The 17,148-nt window shown below is 70.1% G+C and carries 18 protein-coding genes; 2 read left to right on the top strand and 16 right to left on the bottom strand.

Features of this window, described 5'->3' with window-relative positions; genetic code table 11:
• Positions 1–63 precede the first annotated feature (63 nt).
• From ACSRUE_RS39165 to ACSRUE_RS39140, 6 genes are all read right to left on the bottom strand, one after another.
• Positions 64–1,197, bottom strand: coding sequence for a hypothetical protein (locus ACSRUE_RS39165; RefSeq protein ID WP_441288019.1), 1,134 nt, complete (start codon positions 1,195–1,197; stop codon positions 64–66).
• Positions 1,194–2,255 carry a tetratricopeptide repeat protein gene (locus ACSRUE_RS39160; RefSeq protein WP_441288018.1) on the bottom strand — a complete coding sequence of 354 codons (1,062 nt, stop codon included), beginning with the start codon at positions 2,253–2,255 and terminating at the stop codon, positions 1,194–1,196. Before ACSRUE_RS39160 ends, ACSRUE_RS39165 begins: the two co-directional genes overlap by 4 nt.
• A 73-nt stretch (positions 2,256–2,328) precedes the next feature.
• Positions 2,329–4,038: a protein kinase domain-containing protein gene (locus tag ACSRUE_RS39155; RefSeq protein ID WP_441288017.1), complete on the bottom strand. Its 1,710-nt coding sequence runs from the start codon at positions 4,036–4,038 to the stop codon at positions 2,329–2,331.
• Positions 4,039–4,197: 159 nt separating this feature from the next.
• Positions 4,198–4,731 (bottom strand): 2'-5' RNA ligase family protein, encoded by a 534-nt coding sequence (locus ACSRUE_RS39150; protein ID WP_441288016.1) that lies wholly within the window; start codon positions 4,729–4,731, stop codon positions 4,198–4,200.
• 152 nt (positions 4,732–4,883) lie between these two features.
• Entirely contained in the window at positions 4,884–5,789 is a 906-nt protein-coding gene (locus ACSRUE_RS39145; protein WP_441288015.1) for an ATP-grasp domain-containing protein, read from the bottom strand.
• A gap of 271 nt (positions 5,790–6,060) precedes the next feature.
• Positions 6,061–6,990: a hypothetical protein gene (locus tag ACSRUE_RS39140; RefSeq protein ID WP_437769274.1), complete on the bottom strand. Its 930-nt coding sequence runs from the start codon at positions 6,988–6,990 to the stop codon at positions 6,061–6,063.
• 662 nt (positions 6,991–7,652) lie between these two features.
• Between ACSRUE_RS39140 and ACSRUE_RS39135 the strand changes: the two genes are divergently transcribed.
• Positions 7,653–8,006, top strand: coding sequence for a hypothetical protein (locus ACSRUE_RS39135; protein WP_437769273.1), 354 nt, complete (start codon positions 7,653–7,655; stop codon positions 8,004–8,006).
• On the opposite strand, the gene ACSRUE_RS39130 is transcribed toward ACSRUE_RS39135, so the two are convergent.
• From ACSRUE_RS39130 to ACSRUE_RS39105, 6 genes are all read right to left on the bottom strand, one after another.
• Complete coding sequence (locus tag ACSRUE_RS39130; protein ID WP_441288014.1) at positions 8,000–8,134, bottom strand: hypothetical protein; 135 nt, start codon at positions 8,132–8,134, stop codon at positions 8,000–8,002. The two genes, ACSRUE_RS39135 and ACSRUE_RS39130, sit on opposite strands and share 7 nt — an antisense overlap.
• A gap of 726 nt (positions 8,135–8,860) precedes the next feature.
• Positions 8,861–9,163 (bottom strand): hypothetical protein, encoded by a 303-nt coding sequence (locus ACSRUE_RS39125; protein WP_441288013.1) that lies wholly within the window; start codon positions 9,161–9,163, stop codon positions 8,861–8,863.
• A complete protein-coding gene (locus tag ACSRUE_RS39120) occupies positions 9,160–9,417 on the bottom strand; it encodes a hypothetical protein (RefSeq protein WP_437769269.1) in 258 nt (85 codons plus the stop codon). Before ACSRUE_RS39120 ends, ACSRUE_RS39125 begins: the two co-directional genes overlap by 4 nt.
• Positions 9,418–9,683: 266 nt before the next feature.
• Positions 9,684–10,736: an NAD(P)H-dependent flavin oxidoreductase gene (locus tag ACSRUE_RS39115; protein ID WP_441288012.1), complete on the bottom strand. Its 1,053-nt coding sequence runs from the start codon at positions 10,734–10,736 to the stop codon at positions 9,684–9,686.
• Between the two features lie 142 nt (positions 10,737–10,878).
• A complete protein-coding gene (locus tag ACSRUE_RS39110) occupies positions 10,879–11,193 on the bottom strand; it encodes a hypothetical protein (RefSeq protein WP_441288011.1) in 315 nt (104 codons plus the stop codon).
• A gap of 149 nt (positions 11,194–11,342) precedes the next feature.
• On the bottom strand, positions 11,343–11,735 hold the full coding sequence (locus ACSRUE_RS39105; protein ID WP_441288010.1) for a hypothetical protein: 393 nt from the start codon (positions 11,733–11,735) through the stop codon (positions 11,343–11,345).
• Positions 11,736–12,392: 657 nt separating this feature from the next.
• Between ACSRUE_RS39105 and ACSRUE_RS39100 the strand changes: the two genes are divergently transcribed.
• Positions 12,393–13,070 carry a hypothetical protein gene (locus ACSRUE_RS39100; RefSeq protein WP_441288009.1) on the top strand — a complete coding sequence of 226 codons (678 nt, stop codon included), beginning with the start codon at positions 12,393–12,395 and terminating at the stop codon, positions 13,068–13,070.
• Positions 13,071–13,103: 33 nt separating this feature from the next.
• Here ACSRUE_RS39100 and ACSRUE_RS39095 read toward each other — a convergent pair whose 3' ends face one another.
• The 4 genes from ACSRUE_RS39095 to ACSRUE_RS39080 all read right to left on the bottom strand — a co-directional run bounded on the left by ACSRUE_RS39095 (position 13,104) and on the right by ACSRUE_RS39080 (position 16,923).
• Complete coding sequence (locus tag ACSRUE_RS39095; RefSeq protein WP_441288008.1) at positions 13,104–14,069, bottom strand: hypothetical protein; 966 nt, start codon at positions 14,067–14,069, stop codon at positions 13,104–13,106.
• A 232-nt stretch (positions 14,070–14,301) separates the two neighbouring features.
• A complete protein-coding gene (locus ACSRUE_RS39090) occupies positions 14,302–14,529 on the bottom strand; it encodes a hypothetical protein (protein WP_441288007.1) in 228 nt (75 codons plus the stop codon).
• 130 nt (positions 14,530–14,659) lie between these two features.
• Entirely contained in the window at positions 14,660–14,887 is a 228-nt protein-coding gene (locus ACSRUE_RS39085) for a cytochrome P450 (RefSeq protein ID WP_441288006.1), read from the bottom strand.
• Between the two features lie 158 nt (positions 14,888–15,045).
• On the bottom strand, positions 15,046–16,923 hold the full coding sequence (locus tag ACSRUE_RS39080) for a DUF262 domain-containing protein (RefSeq protein WP_441288005.1): 1,878 nt from the start codon (positions 16,921–16,923) through the stop codon (positions 15,046–15,048).
• Between the last annotated feature and the right edge of the window lie 225 nt (positions 16,924–17,148).

Below are 17,148 nucleotides of genomic sequence, written 5' to 3'. Positions count from 1 at the left end.
TTTGCGCCTATGCCCGGAACCGCCGACCCGCCCTCCAGAGCGCGGTGGGCCCACCGCGGGTCGTTACTGGCAGGCGGTCCCGTCGGCCAGCGCGAGGCACTCGTCCGGGTCCTCGAACGCGCGGCTCACGTGGAGCAGCCGGCAAGAGACCGTGTCGCCGCCCTCGGCGCTCGCCACGGAGTAGCCCGAATCGTGGGCGGCGCCCGTCATCGCGCTGCACTCGTCCTGGCACGCCGCGCCCCAGCCCTCGTACGCCTCGCCGAGGGTCGGCTTGCAGGCCGCCTCGAACAGCGTGCAGTACGACACGCAGTTGCCCGTCACGCCCGAGCCCGGCTCGTCGGCCCCGCAATGGCCGTCTCCGCCAGGCCCCGTGTGCGGGCAGTGGGTGGTCGGCGCCAGCATGGCGCTGTAGGCGTGGTACTTGCGGCAGCCCACGGTGTTCTCGGTCCGGTCCTCCGTCGCGCCGGGAGGGAGCGCCAAGCAGACAAGGAGGCATTGCGCTCTCGACTCGTAGACGGCCAGATCACCCGTGCACGACGTCATGGCCGCCCGGCAGAAGTCCTCGCAGCTCGGCGTCGTCCCTGCCGGATCGCCGCAGGGCTGCACCGGCGTCAGGCTCGCGTGCGGGCAGTGCTCCTCGGGGTCCACCGTCGCGGAGCTCACGTGCACGAGGCGGCACTGCAGCGTGTCGCCGTCGTGGTTCTCGATGACGTCGAACGTATCCACTTCCTTGAGCCCGGCGCACATGGCGACGCACTCCTCCTCGGTGGCGACCTCGAGCGTGCACGCCGCGGCCCGCAGCGCGCAGTAGCTCTCGCAGTTGCTCCCGCACTCGCCGTCGCCGCCCGGGCCCGCCGCCCGACAGTGCACCCCGACCTCGCCTGTGGCGCCGGCCAGCTCCGCCTGGCGGGCGCGGCACGCGACCGTGTTGCCCACGGGCTCCAGAGGATCGCCCGCCGGGAGCAGCGCGCACACGCCCTGGCAGGTCGCCAGCGTGGCGTAGACCTGGTGCTCTCCCGTGCAGTTCGCCATCACGTCGGCGCAGTACGACGCGCATTGCTCGCTCACGGGCGCCGGCCCGCCGCCCGGGTCGAAGGTGCGGTCCTCGATGCCGGCGATGGCCTGGCAGCCGAGCCACGCGAGGCTCGAGAGCGGGGCGAGCAGGGCGAGCGACAGGAGCCCTGTCATGCGTCTCATTCGAACGTACCTCCCACGCGCAACCCGACGTTGCGCGCGTCCACGAACGCCCCCACCTGGACGGGCGGGGCCTGCCTCGGCGCGACGACGAACACGAGGACGGCGCCGCCGATCGCCGCCGCCGCCCCGAGCCCGAACGCGACGTTCGACACGGTGGCCGCGCTCTTGGCCTCCTCGGTCAGCGTGACGCCGCGCTCGTCCTCGCACGTACTGCCGCCCTTGCAGTAGCGCTCCGCGTCGCTGTTCTTCGAGATGGCCTTCACGCCGAAGAACGTGCCGACGCCGAGCCCCACGACGCCCGCGCCGCCCACCACGAGGCCGATCAAGCGCGCCGTGTTGCCCCCGGACGCCGCGGGCGCCGGCGCAGGGGCGCCGCGCGCCGGCGCAGGGCCCGCCGCCTCGGGAGGCAGCGCATCGCCGGGCGCAGGCGGCGGCGCCTCGATCCGCTTGAGCGCCGGGACATCGACGCTCGCAGGGCCCTTGCTGTCGCCCCCGAGCTTCACGGTCGCCGTCCAGGTCTCGTGGCCCGGGGCGCTCGCCTCGATCGCGATCTCGCCCGGATCTACGGGGATCGCGACGCCGAAGACCGCAGGATCGACCGCCTTTCCGGCGGAGCGCACCTTGAAGCCCTCGATCGCGAGGTTCTCCGCCGCGACGCCGATGCTCAGCTTCGACAGGCCCGGCTCCAGCCGGGCCGCCCTCGCCTGCGCCTTGCGGGCGCGGTCGGCTTGCCCCGCGGCCTGCGACTCCGACATGGCCTGCCGGAACGTGGCCCACGCGCTCGCCGTGCGGCCGGTGTTCTCGTAGCACTCGGCCAGGTAGAGGAGCGTGCCGATGCCCGGATCGATGCGCTGGCTCTGCTCCAGCCGCGGGCACGCCTCCGCGCTGCGCCCCTGCTTCATCAGGTCGAGCGCCGCGTCGAAGAGCGCCTCCGCCGTCGCCTTGTCGGCGGCGCTCGGCTCCGCCCGCGCGGGGAGCCCCCCGGCGATCAACGCCGCGCACAGACCCAGGCCGACGCAGTGTGCGATGCTTCGCTGACGACGTTTCGTACGCCTCATACGTCCCGTGTTCTCCTCCAAGCTGGCCACGGCGGCCCCGGGGGCCGTCGCCGGATCGACGCGAGCGCCACGCTCAGCGCCGCCCGCCGAAGTCGCTGATCGAATTGCCCCGCGCCGGCTCCGGGCGCGCTCCCGCGTCCGGCTGCGCGCGCTCGACGGGCCGGGCCGTGGCGGTCGCCCGAGGCGCGCCCGGATGCGCGGCGAGCGGCGCCGCCGGGCCGGAGGACGCCGCCGGCGGCGCCGCGGGCGCGCTGGAGGAGGCCGCCGGCGCGGTCGGGGCCGGTGAACCGCCGGCCACCTCCGGCGCGCCGCCGGTGGCGCCGGGAGCCTCGCGCGCGTCGCCCTTCGCCGTGGCCTCGGCGGTGGGCGCCGCCGCGGCCTCGGCGGGGGGCGCCGCCGCGGCCTCGGCAGGGGGCGCCGCCGTGGCCTCGGCGGTGGGCGCAGCCGCGGCTGCGGGGGGCTGTTCCGGGTCGGTGGCGAGCCCGGAGCGCAGGAAGAACAGGGCGCCGAGCGAGGCCCCTGCCAGCAATGCGCCGGCGGCGATGGCCAGGGCGACGCGGGCCCCGTTGCGGGCCGTTCGCACCGGATGGCCCGAGTTGCTCCACGAGTTGACCGTGGGCCCCGTCTCCGCGTTGGGCGCGGTCGGCGAGGGCGGCACGAAGGGCGGCGTGCCCGGCACGAAGGACGGCGTGCCCGGCGCGAAGGGCGGCGTGCCCGGCGCGAAGGACGGCGTGCCCGGCGCGAAGGACGGCGACGACGGCGAGGCCGGCGCGAAGGCCGGGCCCCCGTGCGGTATGGACGGGCGCGATCCGGTGCCCTGGGCGCCCCCGCTCGGCACGCCGGCCTGGAGGAGCGACGGCCGCGCGATGTCCGAGGAGCTGCCGAGCATGCGGCGCGCCCGGTCGACGTGCATGTGGCCCGTGGCGGGGCCGAACGGGAGCAGCGCGGCCGCCAGATCGCCGACGTTCGCCCACCGCTGCTCGCGCTCCTTGGCGAGGCAGTGCATCACCACGACGTCCAGCTCGCGCGGGACGTCGGGGCGCAGCTGGGCGACCGGGGCCGCGTTCTCGTAGAGCAGCGCGTGGAAGAGCTGAGCGACGGAGTCGCCGTCGTACGGAGTCCGCCCGGTCAGCATCTCGTACAGGATCACGCCGAGCGACCAGATATCCGCGCGCGTATCCACATCCTTCGCGGAGCGCACCTGCTCGGGAGACATGTAGAGCGGCGACCCGAGGAGCGACGCTGTCTGGGTCAGCGCGACCTGGTCGCGCGATATGCCGAGCAGCGACTTCGAGATACCGAAGTCGAGGACCTTGATGACCCGGTCGCCGTCGGGCCGGAGCGAGAGGAACAGGTTGGCCGGCTTGAGATCGCGGTGCACGATCCCCGTGGCGTGCGCCTCGGCCATCGCGTCGAGGGCCTGGAGCATGTACCCGACGGCCTCCATCACGGGCAGCGGACCGCGCGCCCGTATCTCGTGGGCGAGGTCGTTCCCCTCCAGGAACTCCATCACCATGTAGGGCATCCCGCCCTCCAGCGAGCCGACATCCAGGACGCGCGCCACGTGCTCGCTCTTGATCCTGGCCAGCGCGCGCGCCTCGCGCCGGAACCGCTCCGCCGGGTCGCCGCCGTCCGACCGCAGCGAGTGCAGGAACTTCATCGCGACCCGCTGATCCAGCTCCAGGTGCCACGCAGCGACGATCGTGCCCATCGCACCGGCGCCAACGATCTGCTCCACGCGGTACTTGCTCGCGAGAACGTCGCCCACAGCAACGGGAGCCATCGCCATGGGCCCTAGGCTAGCCGAGATCCACGAGATCACATACCTCGGCGCGCCGCGATCTGCGCGCAGGGCGGAAAACCCTCGTCGACGCTTCCCCTGCGGCGGCGCCGTGCGTCGGGGTACGTGGTGGGCAGGCATGACACCCGCGCCGGCGCGATCTCACCGGCGTTCCAGCGCGACGCCCTCGACGCAGCGCCAGCGCTCGGTCTGCCCCTCCACGGCCCACAGCTCGAGCCGGTCGGCCCGCCACACCTCGTGCGCGAGCGCAAGCACCCGAGGATCCGCGGCGAGCTCCTTTCGGCGCGCGGCCGGCAGCTCGCCGTACACGAGGCTCACGTGCGGGCGAAAGGGGGCCTCGCTCGCGCCGAGCGCCGCCTCGGCCGCGCGGCGCAGCGCCGCGAGCGGCTCGGATGGCGTCACGTCGAGGAACACGCACTGGTGGCGGGTGCCGCCGGTGGCGGGTCCCCGCGCCTCGAGCGCGACGGGGCGGAGCGCGCCGGCGTCGCCGCGCAGTCTGCCGAGCCTCGCGGCCAGCGCGCCGCCGTCGCCGCGCAGCCCGCCGAGCAGGGTGAGGTGAGGCGCGAACGGTAGGCCGCCGGTCTCCCGGGCGAGCGCCTCGATGAGCTCCTCGAGCCGCGCGGCCGGCGCTCCGCCGGGGATGAGCCACAGGGCGAACGCTGTCTCTTGCGCCATGGCCGGCACCCTTTGCGCCGCCGCGCCTCGCGGGCAAGCCGCGCGCGCCGGAGCTCGCGTGAGCGCCCCCTCCGGCGTACGGCCCGCTCAGGGCGTGCGCCGGGTGGCGGCGCGCGGCGGATGGTTCTTCGGATCGAGCAACGGGCCGCTCCTCAGCCGAGCGCCGCGCGCAGGCTCCGGTAGAACGCGTCCGCGGCCCCGCCCTCGGGGATGCCCGCCGACCCGCCGTCGTTCAGCTCCACCAGCATCCAGCCGCCCCCTTCCTTCTCGGCGACGTCGGCCGCGTAGAAACGACTGCGCACGTGGCCGAGCACGGGCGCGAGGACGTCGGCGCTCGGCGGCTCACCCGGATAGTCACCGTCGGCCCAGTACGGTGCCGCGTAGAACGGCCGGCCGTCGAGCACGAAGAAGCGATGCTCGTTCACCAGCGGCAGCCTGCTCTTCGGGTGCAGCCCGATGCGTCGCAGCTCGACGAACTCGCGGAAGACGAGCCCGCCGACGACGTGGTCGTCCTGGAGGCGGAGGAAGTTGCCCACGACGCGCCGCACGTTGGCCTCGTCGTCCGCCGCCGGGATGAAGCACGCGTCGAACCACTCGTGCTTGCGGGACTTCACATAGTCCTTGAGGATCACGGCGCCCGATCCGAACGCATCTCGCACTTTGACGACGACCGCGTCGAGGTCGAACGTGGAGCCCGGGATCCAGATCGACCGCGCTGTGTGCTCGGCGCCGCCGATCGCCTCGTACCACTCGGGAAGGTGATAGCAGTGCTGGTACGCCGCCGGTCCCGTGATCAGCCGCCGGCCACGCGCGGCGACGACCTCGCTCATGCATCGATACGCGTCGAGGCCCAGGAGCCAGCCGCGGTAGATCACCTCGCCCGGGCCTTCCGGCACCCGGCGGAGCTTCACGTCGCCGCCGAGGAACACCTCGAGGTCGATGAGGCCGATGTCGAAGCCCGCGCTGGCGGCGTGCCGGGCTTCCTCCTCGAAGGCGCTGTCCGGCGCGGTCGGGTGCAGCGGGTTGCTCGGGAACAGGACGAGCGGGGCAGGGAGCATTTCGCCGACTCTACCCGATGGCGCGAAGGTCGTCACGACGGTGTGGATCGGGCGATGACCCCGCGATGTGGGACTTCGAGTGGACCGGCGGCGAGCCGAACACGTGGCTGTGCGGTGGGACGGCCGCTACGAGGAGCTTGGCTCTGGCCTGGCGTCTGGATTTCCTGGCCCCTGCGGCTTCGCCGACCATTTCTCCCCACCGGCGACCTCGTGGATCACTGGGCCCGGCCCGCGGGAGGATGGAGTGAGCGCGACGGAGAGCCCGTGAAGCTCAAATCGTCGACGTGATGACGGAGGAGACCAGGCTACGGTCGTTGGGGCACGCCGCTTCATAACCGGATCTGCTGGCCTCGAAGACGTCGAGCAGGGTGTCGAGGCCGGGATTGCCGTATCGGAGCAGCACCAGCCGGGCAAGCCGGCAAAACTCCTCCTTGGTCTGCCACCTGGCGAAGCTGGCGGCTTCGTCGTGGTGCGGGCTGTCGGGATCATCCTTCGACAGGAACTCGTCGTAATCGCCCTGAAAGAGGGTGTCGCCGTGCTCGATGGAAGCCTCGGGCGGACAGATTGAAGAATCTTCGTTGTCCTCGTAGGTGCCCGTGATGAGCCCCTTCTTGGTCGACGTGGAGCCGGCCACCGTCACGATCGGAACCCGCGAACCGTCCGGCAGATCGATCGTATACGACGAGGGCAGCGCGTTGGTCAGGACCATCATGCCGCCGAGCATTCTCCCGGGCTCGGCGTACGGAAACCGGAAGCGGTTCTGGTCGAAGAGCGTCGTTTGATCCGCTTCCATCCAGTTGCTGTGCGCGTAAAAGTCCTGCACGGTGTGCAGGATGGTCCCGAACACCTGCTTCGCGTCGTATCTTGAAAGGCTCGCCGGGTTGAGGAGGGACACGACGTCCGCATATCGCTCACGTATGCTGTCGAAGGCGTCCGGGATCCGGCAGTTGTCGACGTGGTACCTGCTCTTGTACTCCGGATATCCGCTGTCGGTGTCCTCGTTGTGGTCGCCGACCTCGTCCGCGACATCCTCCGAAAGGAAAGTGAGCGCTTCTTCCGTGAGGTCGTTGTGGTCGATCCCGAGCCACCAGGTGCGGAACTGGTCGTGCGTCTCTCCGGTGGGGTCTTCTTTCGGCTCGATTTCACCGCTGCAGGCGCTGGTCATCAGCAAGGCGCAGGCGGCCAGTATGGGGTACTTCACGATGGCTCCTTTCGGTTGTCTCAAGAGGAAGGACGCAAGTCGCGACTGCCTCGCCGACGAGACGCTGTCAAGACCTGCGCGTGCGACGTGCTGCCGCCGATGCGTCAGCGTCGACGGCGCCGCATGCGTCTCGCCGGCGATTGGCACAACCAGCAATTCGCGTGCCGGGCGTGGTCGCGCCGTGGTTCGACGCGACAGCTCCAAAAACGCAGGAATCCTATGGCTACACCTCGGGCCGGCGCCGTCGCCTCGAGCGCCCCCACGTGGAATGTCACGCCGGGAACCGTGACATGTCACGCCGGGAACCGTGACATGTCACGCCGAGAACCGTGACATATCACGCGAATTCGGGCCGCATGTCACGTCGAGAGACCCCATGACCGGCGCGCGGGGCGCGGCGGACCGCGAAGTGGGGCTATCCCTGAACGTGGCACAGGGCGTGCAATCACCCCCGAACGACTGAGCGGCGGCGTGCGTACGATGACAGCGATGCGCCGAGCCTTGCAGGAGTCACGGATCCTCGGGGCGCCGGCACCTCTGGCAATCAGGGGGGCCAAGCGTCGGGAGATCACGTGTCGGCGCTCAGCCGGTCATCCGTCCGACCTCTCAGGGGTCCTTGAGATCGACCGTCTTTCATATCAAGAATCGAGGAGACTATCATCATGAAGCGCTTTCACATCATGGGTCTTGTGGGTGCGGCTGCTCTTGCGATCACCTCCGGCGCCTTCGCGGGCTACTGGAACCCCGTCTACACCGTGATCGATAACCTCGACACGGTGCCGGGGATCGGATATCGGGTCTACACCGCCACCACGGAGAACCCGGCGAGCTGCGCGAATACCGGTTATCTCGACCCGCACTCGACGATCCCGGCGGCGGAACGGCAGCTCATGGACAGGACGCTCCTGTCGGCGTTTCTCGCGGGACGGAAGGTCAAGTTCAACATCTCCAGCCAGACCTGCACCGCCGAGGGCTATCCGACCTACGTATGGCTGAGGCTCGACAAGGCTCAGTGAGCGGTCGCCAGCACGCGGGCGAGCGCCGGTTCGGCGAGCGCTTCGAGATCGCCGCGGGCGCCGCCCGCGCTCTGGCCCTGCTGACGGAGCAGCTCGGCGTGCGCGGCCGGCCCCGCGCAGGTCGTCACGAAGGTGTGGATCGGGCAATGACCGCGCGATGTTCAACTCGGCGGCGGTTCCGTCAGCGAGTCGACGGGAGTCGCAAGGGCGCGCATGTCAGCAGGCCTTGAGTGTGCGCCGGCCTGGATCAGCGAGGCGGACGAGCAGGACCCCGCAGTGCGTTCCAGGGGCGAACCGCCGCACCTCCGAGAAATCGAGATCCTGCGTGATCAGAAAACGGCTTGTCCACCTGAGCCGCCGCCCATACGCCGGAGTCGGGGGACCCCTGGCTCCCCCCCCGCAGACGAGAGGATCTCGCACAATCCGATCGCGGTGGTTCATGACGTGAACTCTACCGCATTTTCGGCTCGTCTTCAGCAGTTTCCGATCCCGACACCCAGCGGAGTCTGGCCGCTACGCCTCTGCTGGCGCGAGAGACCCGCGCGGCGCGGCTCGCTGCGACCGGCCAGCGGCATTCCTTGCGGCCAGCAAAACGCTGCGAAGCAGGTCTGGGGGCAAACGGGAGCACGGTGGGCGGAGGCGCATGAGCAACTCTCCCGCGTACTGCTGCGCGAGGTACGCGTTAGCGCCCGGCGAGTCGCCGTGGATCACGGTCGCCCCCACCGGAAGCTTCGCCAGCTCGCGCCGGATCGCCTCCACATTGGTCCATGCCACAGCGCCGGCGACGATCACACGCATCATCCCACCATCCTATCCTCGAAGCGTGCGGGGCCAGATGCCCGCGGCCGCCGAGCTCAGCGCTGGGCTGCTCCCTCGACATCCATCCACGTTCCGCACATGGTGCAGAGCTTCGCCGAGGCATCGAGCAAGAACTCACAGTTCGAGCAGTACCTCTTTCCGTCGGGAGGCGGCGGCATGGGCGGGCGGGGCGGCGGCGGATTCCAGTTTGGCGCCATGGGCTCCGGCGGCAGCCAGGGCGGTGGAGGTCCCTCCCAGCCGTTCAGCGCGATCGGCGCGCCCGCGCTGTCGCCCGGCACGCAACGCAGCGCCGGCCCGCCGAGCTGGTCGCGCCGCGACCAGAAGTCGCCGTTGATCATCCGGGATTGCAGCCACGTGCCGTGCACGCTCGCGGGCAAGAGCGGCCGGTGCGCACCCGCCTCATCGTGGGCTCGTACCACCACAGGAGCGGCTCGGGCTGGAGGTCGCCGTTCCAGCAACAGACCGCCACCGGCCAGCCGGGGTAGTAGGCCTCGAACGCCTGAAGCATGCGGTCGTTGAGCGCAGGCCGCTTCGGCTCCGGGACCTGCCCGAGGACGGAGAGCACCGCGCGCGGCGACTCGGCGAGCACCACCGCATAGCTGCCCGGCAGGGATCGGCAGGATCATGGCGTTCGGGCCGGAGGTCGACGCCGTGTTCTGGTAGGCGAGGACGTGGACGTAAAGGCCGTTCCACTGCGCATCGCCGGCATAGAGGAGGGTGCTGGAGAGCCTCGCGGGGGAGAAGGTGCAGCACATGGTCGCTGCAGGATACACGAACAGGAGCCTTTCACCCGACTGTCCGCCGATGAGCCGCGGACGCCGCAGGCGCCCGTCGGATCCTTGGGCAGGCTGGGCGGCGTCAGCGTGTACCTGGGAGTGCACCCGCGAGTTGTCGCGTGAGATCGCCCGCTGGCACTTCCTTGCACCCGCTGACGTTTTGCCCCGCCCACAACGGCGAAAAGTCGCCGCTGCCCTGGCTTTCGGCCCTGGCGCGCAGGGGGGTGATGGCCGACGTCGCCAACGGAAAAGCTGGCACGGCGCCGTTCATCGGCCCCAGCTCTCTCATCATGCGGTTCACGATGCTCCGAGCGGGGCGCCCGGTGAATACATTGGTGAGCGCTGTGATGCTGGCGGCGGCGCTCCCGAGGGCCGCGCGATGCACCCTGCTCGTGGTGGCCTCGGGGCACAGCAGGTAGGCCGTCCCGATCTGTACGCCGGCCGCTCCGAGCGCCATGGCGGCTGCGACACCCCTCGCGTCCGCGATGCCGCCCGCGGCGATGACGGGGATCTTCACGGCGTCCACGATCTGCGGCACCAGCGCGAAGGTGCCGCGCTGGACGCTGAGATCGTCGGACAGGAAGCTGCCGCGATGACCGCCCGCCTCGATGCCCTGGGCGATGACCGCGTCGACGCCGCGCGCCTCCAGCCAGCGCGCCTCGTCGACCGTCGTCGCAGAGGACAGGATCTTCGCGCCCCAGCGGCGCACCCGCGAAAGCAAGGCCTCCGAGGGCAGACCGAAGTGAAAGCTCACCACAGCAGGCCTGAGCTCGTCGAGCACATCAGCGGCCTCATCGCTGAAGGGCAATCGACCGGGGCCGGTCGGGATGGCGCTTGCATCGACGCCGAGCTCGGCGAAGTACGGCGAGAGCCGGGCACGCCAGATCGCTTCTCGCTCGGCATCGGGCTCGGGCCGCGTGTGACAGAAGAAGTTCACGTTGAACGGCTTCGTCGTCTGCGCTCGGATGGCTGCCAGCTCCTTGCGCAGGGCGTCCGGGCCCAGCACGGCGCCGGGCAGCGAGCCGAGCCCACCAGCGTTGGAGACCGCGACCGCGAGCGCGCTGCCCTGCACGCCGGCCATGGGGGCCTGGATGATTGGAAGATCGATCCCAAGGAGCTCCTGCAGCGTCGTCATGAGAATCTCCAGATCCACGGCCGAGGCAGAGTCCAGCTTTTGTCTTCTTCCCGCCCAACGGCGGGGGTTGTGCCGCGCGTGGGGTTGCGTAGCGCGCTCACGCGTCGGTCAGCAAGCCCCTGCTGGGCCGCATCGGCACGCATTAGACCCGACCGCCTTCCAGACGCCGCGCCTGTTGCTCGAACCAGCGGGCGAACCCCTCGGCGGCTGCAACGAGCCCGGCCCGCGACACCTCCACGCCGCGGCCCATGTGCCCGGGTAGCTCGCGGTCGAGGTTGGAGGGCAGCCATCGGAAGGAGAGGTAAGCCGGGTACAGCGCACAGTGCGACTCCCCGAGGTCTCCGAGGGCCGCCCCGCGGCACCAGACGCACATGCGCCCCCACACTGCGCTCGGGGGCTCCAGGTTGGGCTCCACGTCCGCTTCGATGGCAAAATCCAGTCGATCCCCGAACAACATATCGACTCAGCCTCCTGCCGCGCAACGTACCAGGTCGGAGTGGCTTTGCGCGGGCGATCCTCCCATGGGAGACGATGGGTCGCTGGGGACTTCCCCGTTGCCCAGGGTACCCTCTCGACCCTGGCCCCACAGCCCGAGCGGCTCGCGACTCAGAAGGTGCCGCCGAGGCCGAAGGTGAGGCCGCCGGGCGCGAAGCCGATCTGGGGCTCGAGCCGGAGACGGGTGGAACGATGGCTCTCCAGTTCGCTTTCCTCGTACGGGAGGACGGCGATATCGACGAGGTTGGCCGCGAGCAGGCCGAGGCTGCCGCCGAGGATCGCGCCAGTGACCGAAGGATCGTACCAGTCACCTTCATCGGCCTTGCCGGCGGTCTCCGCTCCGATCAGGCCGCCGACGAGCGTGCCCCCGATGTTGAGGCCGAGGCTGGCCAGGGCCTTGCCGGCATTGTCGTGACCGCCGTGGATGATCGGGCCGCCGACCATCAGGCCGCTGAGGCTCACCACGAGGAGCTCCGGGGTCTCGGCGCCGATGGCGACGGGCACGAGCAGGAGACTCCCGCCGAGCACGATGACGTGCTTCCAGCCATACCAGACGCGCCGCGACGTGCGCTTCGTGCCCGGGCCGTGATTCCCGGGCTGCCGTGGGCCAGCGCGCCAACCGTCGGGCGGCGGGGCGTACCCGGGCGGCGGGTACCCCGCCTCTGGCATGCTCCTCACGCCGGACGGAGGCTGAGATGGTACGCCCCCCGCCTCGCCCGCAGGCTGCGCGAGCGGCGCGGGCGGGGCGGCGCCGGCAGCCGGCGGGTCGACGACCGGCGGCGCCGTGGTCGAGTCCGCCGCCGCAGGCCGAGACGGTGGTGCCGGCGAGATCTGCGGCGCGGAGCCGGGAGGCGGTTCCATCGCGCCCGCCTGACCCAGCGCCAACACCACGGCTGCTGCGCAGCAACCCCCTAGTCCGTCGCGCCCCCTGATCATCACCTCGCCGCTCCTCTCTCTTCTCTGCTCCTCATCTTTTACCCGCAAGCGCGCAGCGCTTGTGCTCGAATGAGGGTCGTATTCATGCTCATGAGGCGAGCGAGCCCGGAGGACCTGATGCGCGATAGACGGCTCGCCCGGCGCCGTCCCTGCGAGGCTTGACACGGCCGAGAGTTCCACGGTTTCAGAGCCGCGGCGCGGCGGCGCGGCTACACTGCGCGGCCCATGGACTCCGTGATGGACAGCATCGAGGCGATGGTCGCCTGGCTCCGGCAGCGCCGGTGGGCGCACCTCGCCGTGGTGAACCTGCGCATCCTGATCGGCTTCGCGTTCCTGCCGGCGGGGCTGAAGAAGATCCTCGGCGAGCCGTTCACGGACCCGGGGAATCAAGGCCCGTTCCACGAGTTCTTGCACGCGTTCCACGCGACCGGGCACTTCTACACGTTCGTGGGCGTTGTCCAGCTGGTGGCCGCGACGCTGCTCATGACGCAGCGGTTCGCGACGGCCGGCGCATTCTTGGCGCTGCCGGTGACGGGCGCGATCCTGGCGTTCTGCTGGAGCACGGCGGTCGTCCCGACGGCGACGGTCGTCACGCTGATGTTCGCGGGCCTGGTCGGGCTGGCGCTGTGGGACGTCGACCGGTGGCGCGGCGTCCTCGACGCGCCGGACGCCACGCCGCGGGCCGCGCGTGCCTCGTCACCAGCGCCGATCGACCTGCGGCTGTGGAGCCTGTGCGGGGCGGGCATCCTGGCGGCGTACCTCGCGACGTGTCTGCTCAGCGGCGGCATCTACCGGCCGCGCGGGCCCGCGTTCGATGAGCCGGGGTTCTACGTGCTGATGGCGCTGCCGCTGTTCCCGATCGTGACCGCGCTCATCGATCGTCGCCGGCGCGCGGGGCGCTGACCGTGCCGCAGTAGAGGTGCCCCTGCAGTGGTGTCATGCGCCGGCGGCACCCTCCAGCGCCACGATGACGTCGCCGGGCGGCGCAGCGAGGTGGAGCCACGCCTCGCCGCCCACGCGCAGCGCGGCGAGCACGCCGTCCGCCCGGCCACGGAACGCGCCCAGCGAGCGGGCCGGGCCGCCCTCGTCGACCGCGAGCACGGCCACCTCGTCGTCAGCGCGCGCCACGACGACGACCACACCCGGTTCGGTCGCGCCCAGCCAGACAGGGCGGCCGCGGAGCGCGACGCTCCGGGGAGCGCCGCGCTTCGGCACCTCGTGCAGGAGCCCGCGCGGCACGTCGCAGCCCCAGAACGAGCGCAGCCGCAGCGCGGCCGGCAGCGGGCCGCCAAAGGCCTCGTAGGCGTCGCAGGCGTCGTAGCCGGGGTCGAGCGGGAGCAGGTCGGCGTCGTTCGGGACGAGGCGGGCGAGCGCCGCGTCGCGCGCCTCCGTGAAGCGTGGCAGCGCATGGCGAAGGCGTGCCGCCGGCAGGCCACAGAGCGGTCGCAGGTCTGGGCGAGACTCACCCTCTTCCGTCACAATGCAGCGCCGGCCGCTCGGGTCGAGCAAGAGCACCGCGCGATTGCGGATCGCGATAGGTGTGTCTGGCCTGAAGACCGGGCGCACCTCAAGGACCCCGTGGTCCTTCTTCAGCCGCACGAGCCGCCAGCCGTCGATGGCGAAAACCCGGCTGCCATCCGTGCAAAGGCGGCGATAGGACGACGACGTTGCGGCAACGAGGGTTGTCCCCTGAGGAACGAGCGCACCTCCGGACGCCGAGCCTGCGGGCGCTTGGCCGCGTCCTGGCTCGGGGCGCGGTACGGCTACACCGTGCGCGGTGAGCCAGGCGCGGAGCGCGGCAGGCGCGTCCACGTGCGCGGCGGTATCCCACGCAAGCTGGATCGATAGGTCAGCACCCACGCGCAGCGCGGCGATTGGCCGCCCATGGCGCTCGAGCTCCACCGTGACCGGCCCCAGCGTGTCCGCTTCTAGATCTGCGCCCTCGCCGTGCGGAGGCGTATTCCCGCGGAGGCGAAGCAGCGGGCGAAGCGCGTCGAGCTCCGAACGAGCGACGCGAACGCGGCGGCGATCGTTCGCGACGAGCCACGCCGCCGTCGCGCTGCCGAGGGCGCGGTCCACATCCGCTTGCTGCGGAGGCGGCGAAGGTAGGATCGGCCATACAGGCATAGGGCTATCACTTCGGCGTTGTGGGCACGTACTTTCCGCCGTGCACCGTTGGGTTGTTCGGTGTGCCGCTCATCGTGCCGTAGTAGAGGTGGCCCTGCTTGTCGGTAATGTACTCCTTGTCTTCAATGACGAAGTCGGATCCATCGCCCCGCTTCGCTGTCGGAGACCAGAAGTTGTACCACGGCCGCGGCTTGATCGATGTCGCTTTTCGCCTGCCTAAGAACGTGCTCCCCATGCGCCGCTCGGTCCGTTTGTCATGCTGGCACTTCGTGCCTCCTCCCTGGGGCCGTCTGCCTGCAGCAAGCCTGCGGAGGAGGTGCAGGCGACGGCGCCGGTCGCCGCGGCCGAGCTGGCCGCGCCGCCGGTCATCTGCCCGCGCGCGGCTCCAGCCGGAGCCACACGCCGCCGGACGTGCGCAGCGTGGTCGCGACATGCAGCCGCGTCGTCCGCCCCGGCACCGCGCTGATCCTGTAACGCTGGAGGAGCCGCGCGAGGATGAGCTGCCCTTCCATGAGCGCGAACTCCTTGCCGATGCACTGCCGCTGCCCGATCCCGAACGGGGCGGCCGACGTCGAAGCCTGCGCTGGCGGCATGCCGGGCTTCCTCCTCGAAGGCGCTGTCCGGCGCGGTCGGGTGCAGCGAGTTGCTCGGGAACAAGGAGGAGCGGGGCTCGGAGCAAGTCGCCGGTCCTCCGCCCGTCAGCTCTTATCCTCGGCATGGGCGTCGCTGCCTACCGCTGTCCGAATGAGCGCTACGCAGCCGTGGGACCCGGCCATAGCTTCAGCGCTACGTCGAACAGCGCCCTGCCGCGCACCTCGATGCTGGACTCGTCCCAAGTGACGAACGTATGCAGTTGCTGGTTGATCGGCAGCAACGAGGAAACCAGGAGTTCCGGTTTCTTGACCTTCCATGCGCTGTTCGAGACTGTCGAGTTCAACGCCTGCGTGAGGATAGTCAGGTTTCCGAGGGTGTGAATCGCGGCGCTTCTGCGGCGGGTCGCGACGGCCCGAGGATCGGTTGCATCGCTACTGACGAGCTCATCGGCGGTCATCCCCGCGGTCCCGTCTGCCAGGGGCCAGTGTTCGATCCAGCTTTGCGGGAGGATGTGCTCGATGGTAAGCGGTCCGTCGATGCTGATTCGTTCACTCTTGCCGCTCAGCAGCGCGTCACTCAGCCGCCGGAGGATGTGTACAACCCGGGGCTGGGCCAACGTCTGGTATGTGGCGCGCTCCTGCCAGGCCGTCCGGAACTCGTCATCGGACGGCCACCCGGTCGACTCCCCGGAGAGCTCGGCCAGGTGCTTGCGAACGTTCTCCGGCGTGGTCCCATCCCGCCGCAAGCTCCGAGTCAGCGTAAGGAAGACACGGTTGTAGTTTTTGGTGTTTAGGCCGCACACCGCCCGTCGCAACAGATACGACTCGAGCAGGACGGTGATCTGCCGCCAGTGCGACTCGGTCGTCCGGGCATCGAGGAGGTGGAGCAGCAGCGGATAGGCGGTACGGATGTCGAACGCGTCGAGGAACGACGTCAGCGGGAAGAGGATGTCGTCCTTCTTCGGATCAATGATCCGTCGGAAGTCGTCACCCTGGCGAGCCAGCGTCGCCAGTTCTTCACGCACTGTGGCGTAGGGCCTCTTCCGCTCGATCCAGAACTTGTACTCGACGAAGAGGTGCGTGATCGGGATATCCGCGGTCTGGCGGCTGGCCAGGAAGTGCTGCATGAAAAGGTCGCTGCGCGGCCGGAGCAGGCGCCCCTGCTTGACCTCTTGGCGCCAAAAGTCGTCGTCAAACCTGCGCCAATACTCCTCGTAGAGCGCCTCCTGCGACTCGCCCTGGCGCGCTGCCCGTAGGAAGATGAAGTTCCGCAGCAGATCGGCGGGCAGGAGCGGCTCCCCGCGGGCGTTCAGCGTCTCGAAGATGACCTGCGCGTCGTCACCACCCTCGAGATCGATCACGACCACCTGCAGCGCGTTCTTGAGGGCCTGGAAGCACTCCTCCACCCGCACCGCGAGCGGTTGATCCGCGGCGATCGGCGGCTCCCCTCCTACCCCGAAAAAGAATTCGCGGAGCTGATCGTGGAAGTACAGATAAGCCTCGACCATGCGCGGCCGCGGGTCGTCATGCCGCTGGTACTTGCGTCGTTGCCGTGGGTGCTTCTCCTCAAGCGCAGCGCGTGAGCCCGCACCGATAACGTCCTTGAACTGCTGACGATCGAGCAGGGTAGGCCAAACTTTGAACCGGTCGGCATCGGGCTCGGCCATCATTCCTTTGTTCAGGGTGAAGGAATCGCACTCCTTGGCCAGTTCCTCGCACGTGCTCTCGCGGCACAGGTCACGGAAGGCCGCGAGGAAGATCTGCAGCGTCGTGAGCCGCTGCTGCCCGTCGATGACCTGCCGCTTCTCGACGTGCGTGGTCGGCGTCTGTTTCTGGTCGAGCACCATGGCCCCGAGGAAGTGGACCGGCGCGTCCTTCCTCCCCTCGAGGTACTCGGTGAACTTCCGGCAGATGTCCTCCCAGAGGGGCAGCCACTGGTCGTCTTGGCTCCAGACATACTGCCGTTGGAAGAGGGGAACCTCAAGGCGCATCTTCTTCTCGAAGATGGCGAGCAGCGGGACGGCGTTGGCTTTCATCGGCGGTGCTCTCCAGGCGAGAGGGGATTTGCGTCTGATCCATGAGCCCGGCGCGGGGCGCCCCGCAAACCTGGCTACGCGTTTCGGCTCGGCTGGTGGAACTGGGAACCAGCCGATCGATGTGCAGCTCACATCATTACTCAAGATCGCGGGCGGAGTCCACTCTCCTCGTTTCGAGCGACACAGGAGAGTCTCGCTCCGGCGACGCGTGATATCCGCACCAAC

This window comes from Sorangium sp. KYC3313, assembly GCF_052075895.1.
Lineage (GTDB): Bacteria > Myxococcota_A > Polyangia > Polyangiales > Polyangiaceae > Sorangium > Sorangium cellulosum_B.
This window is presented reverse-complemented; position numbering and strand designations above follow the sequence as displayed.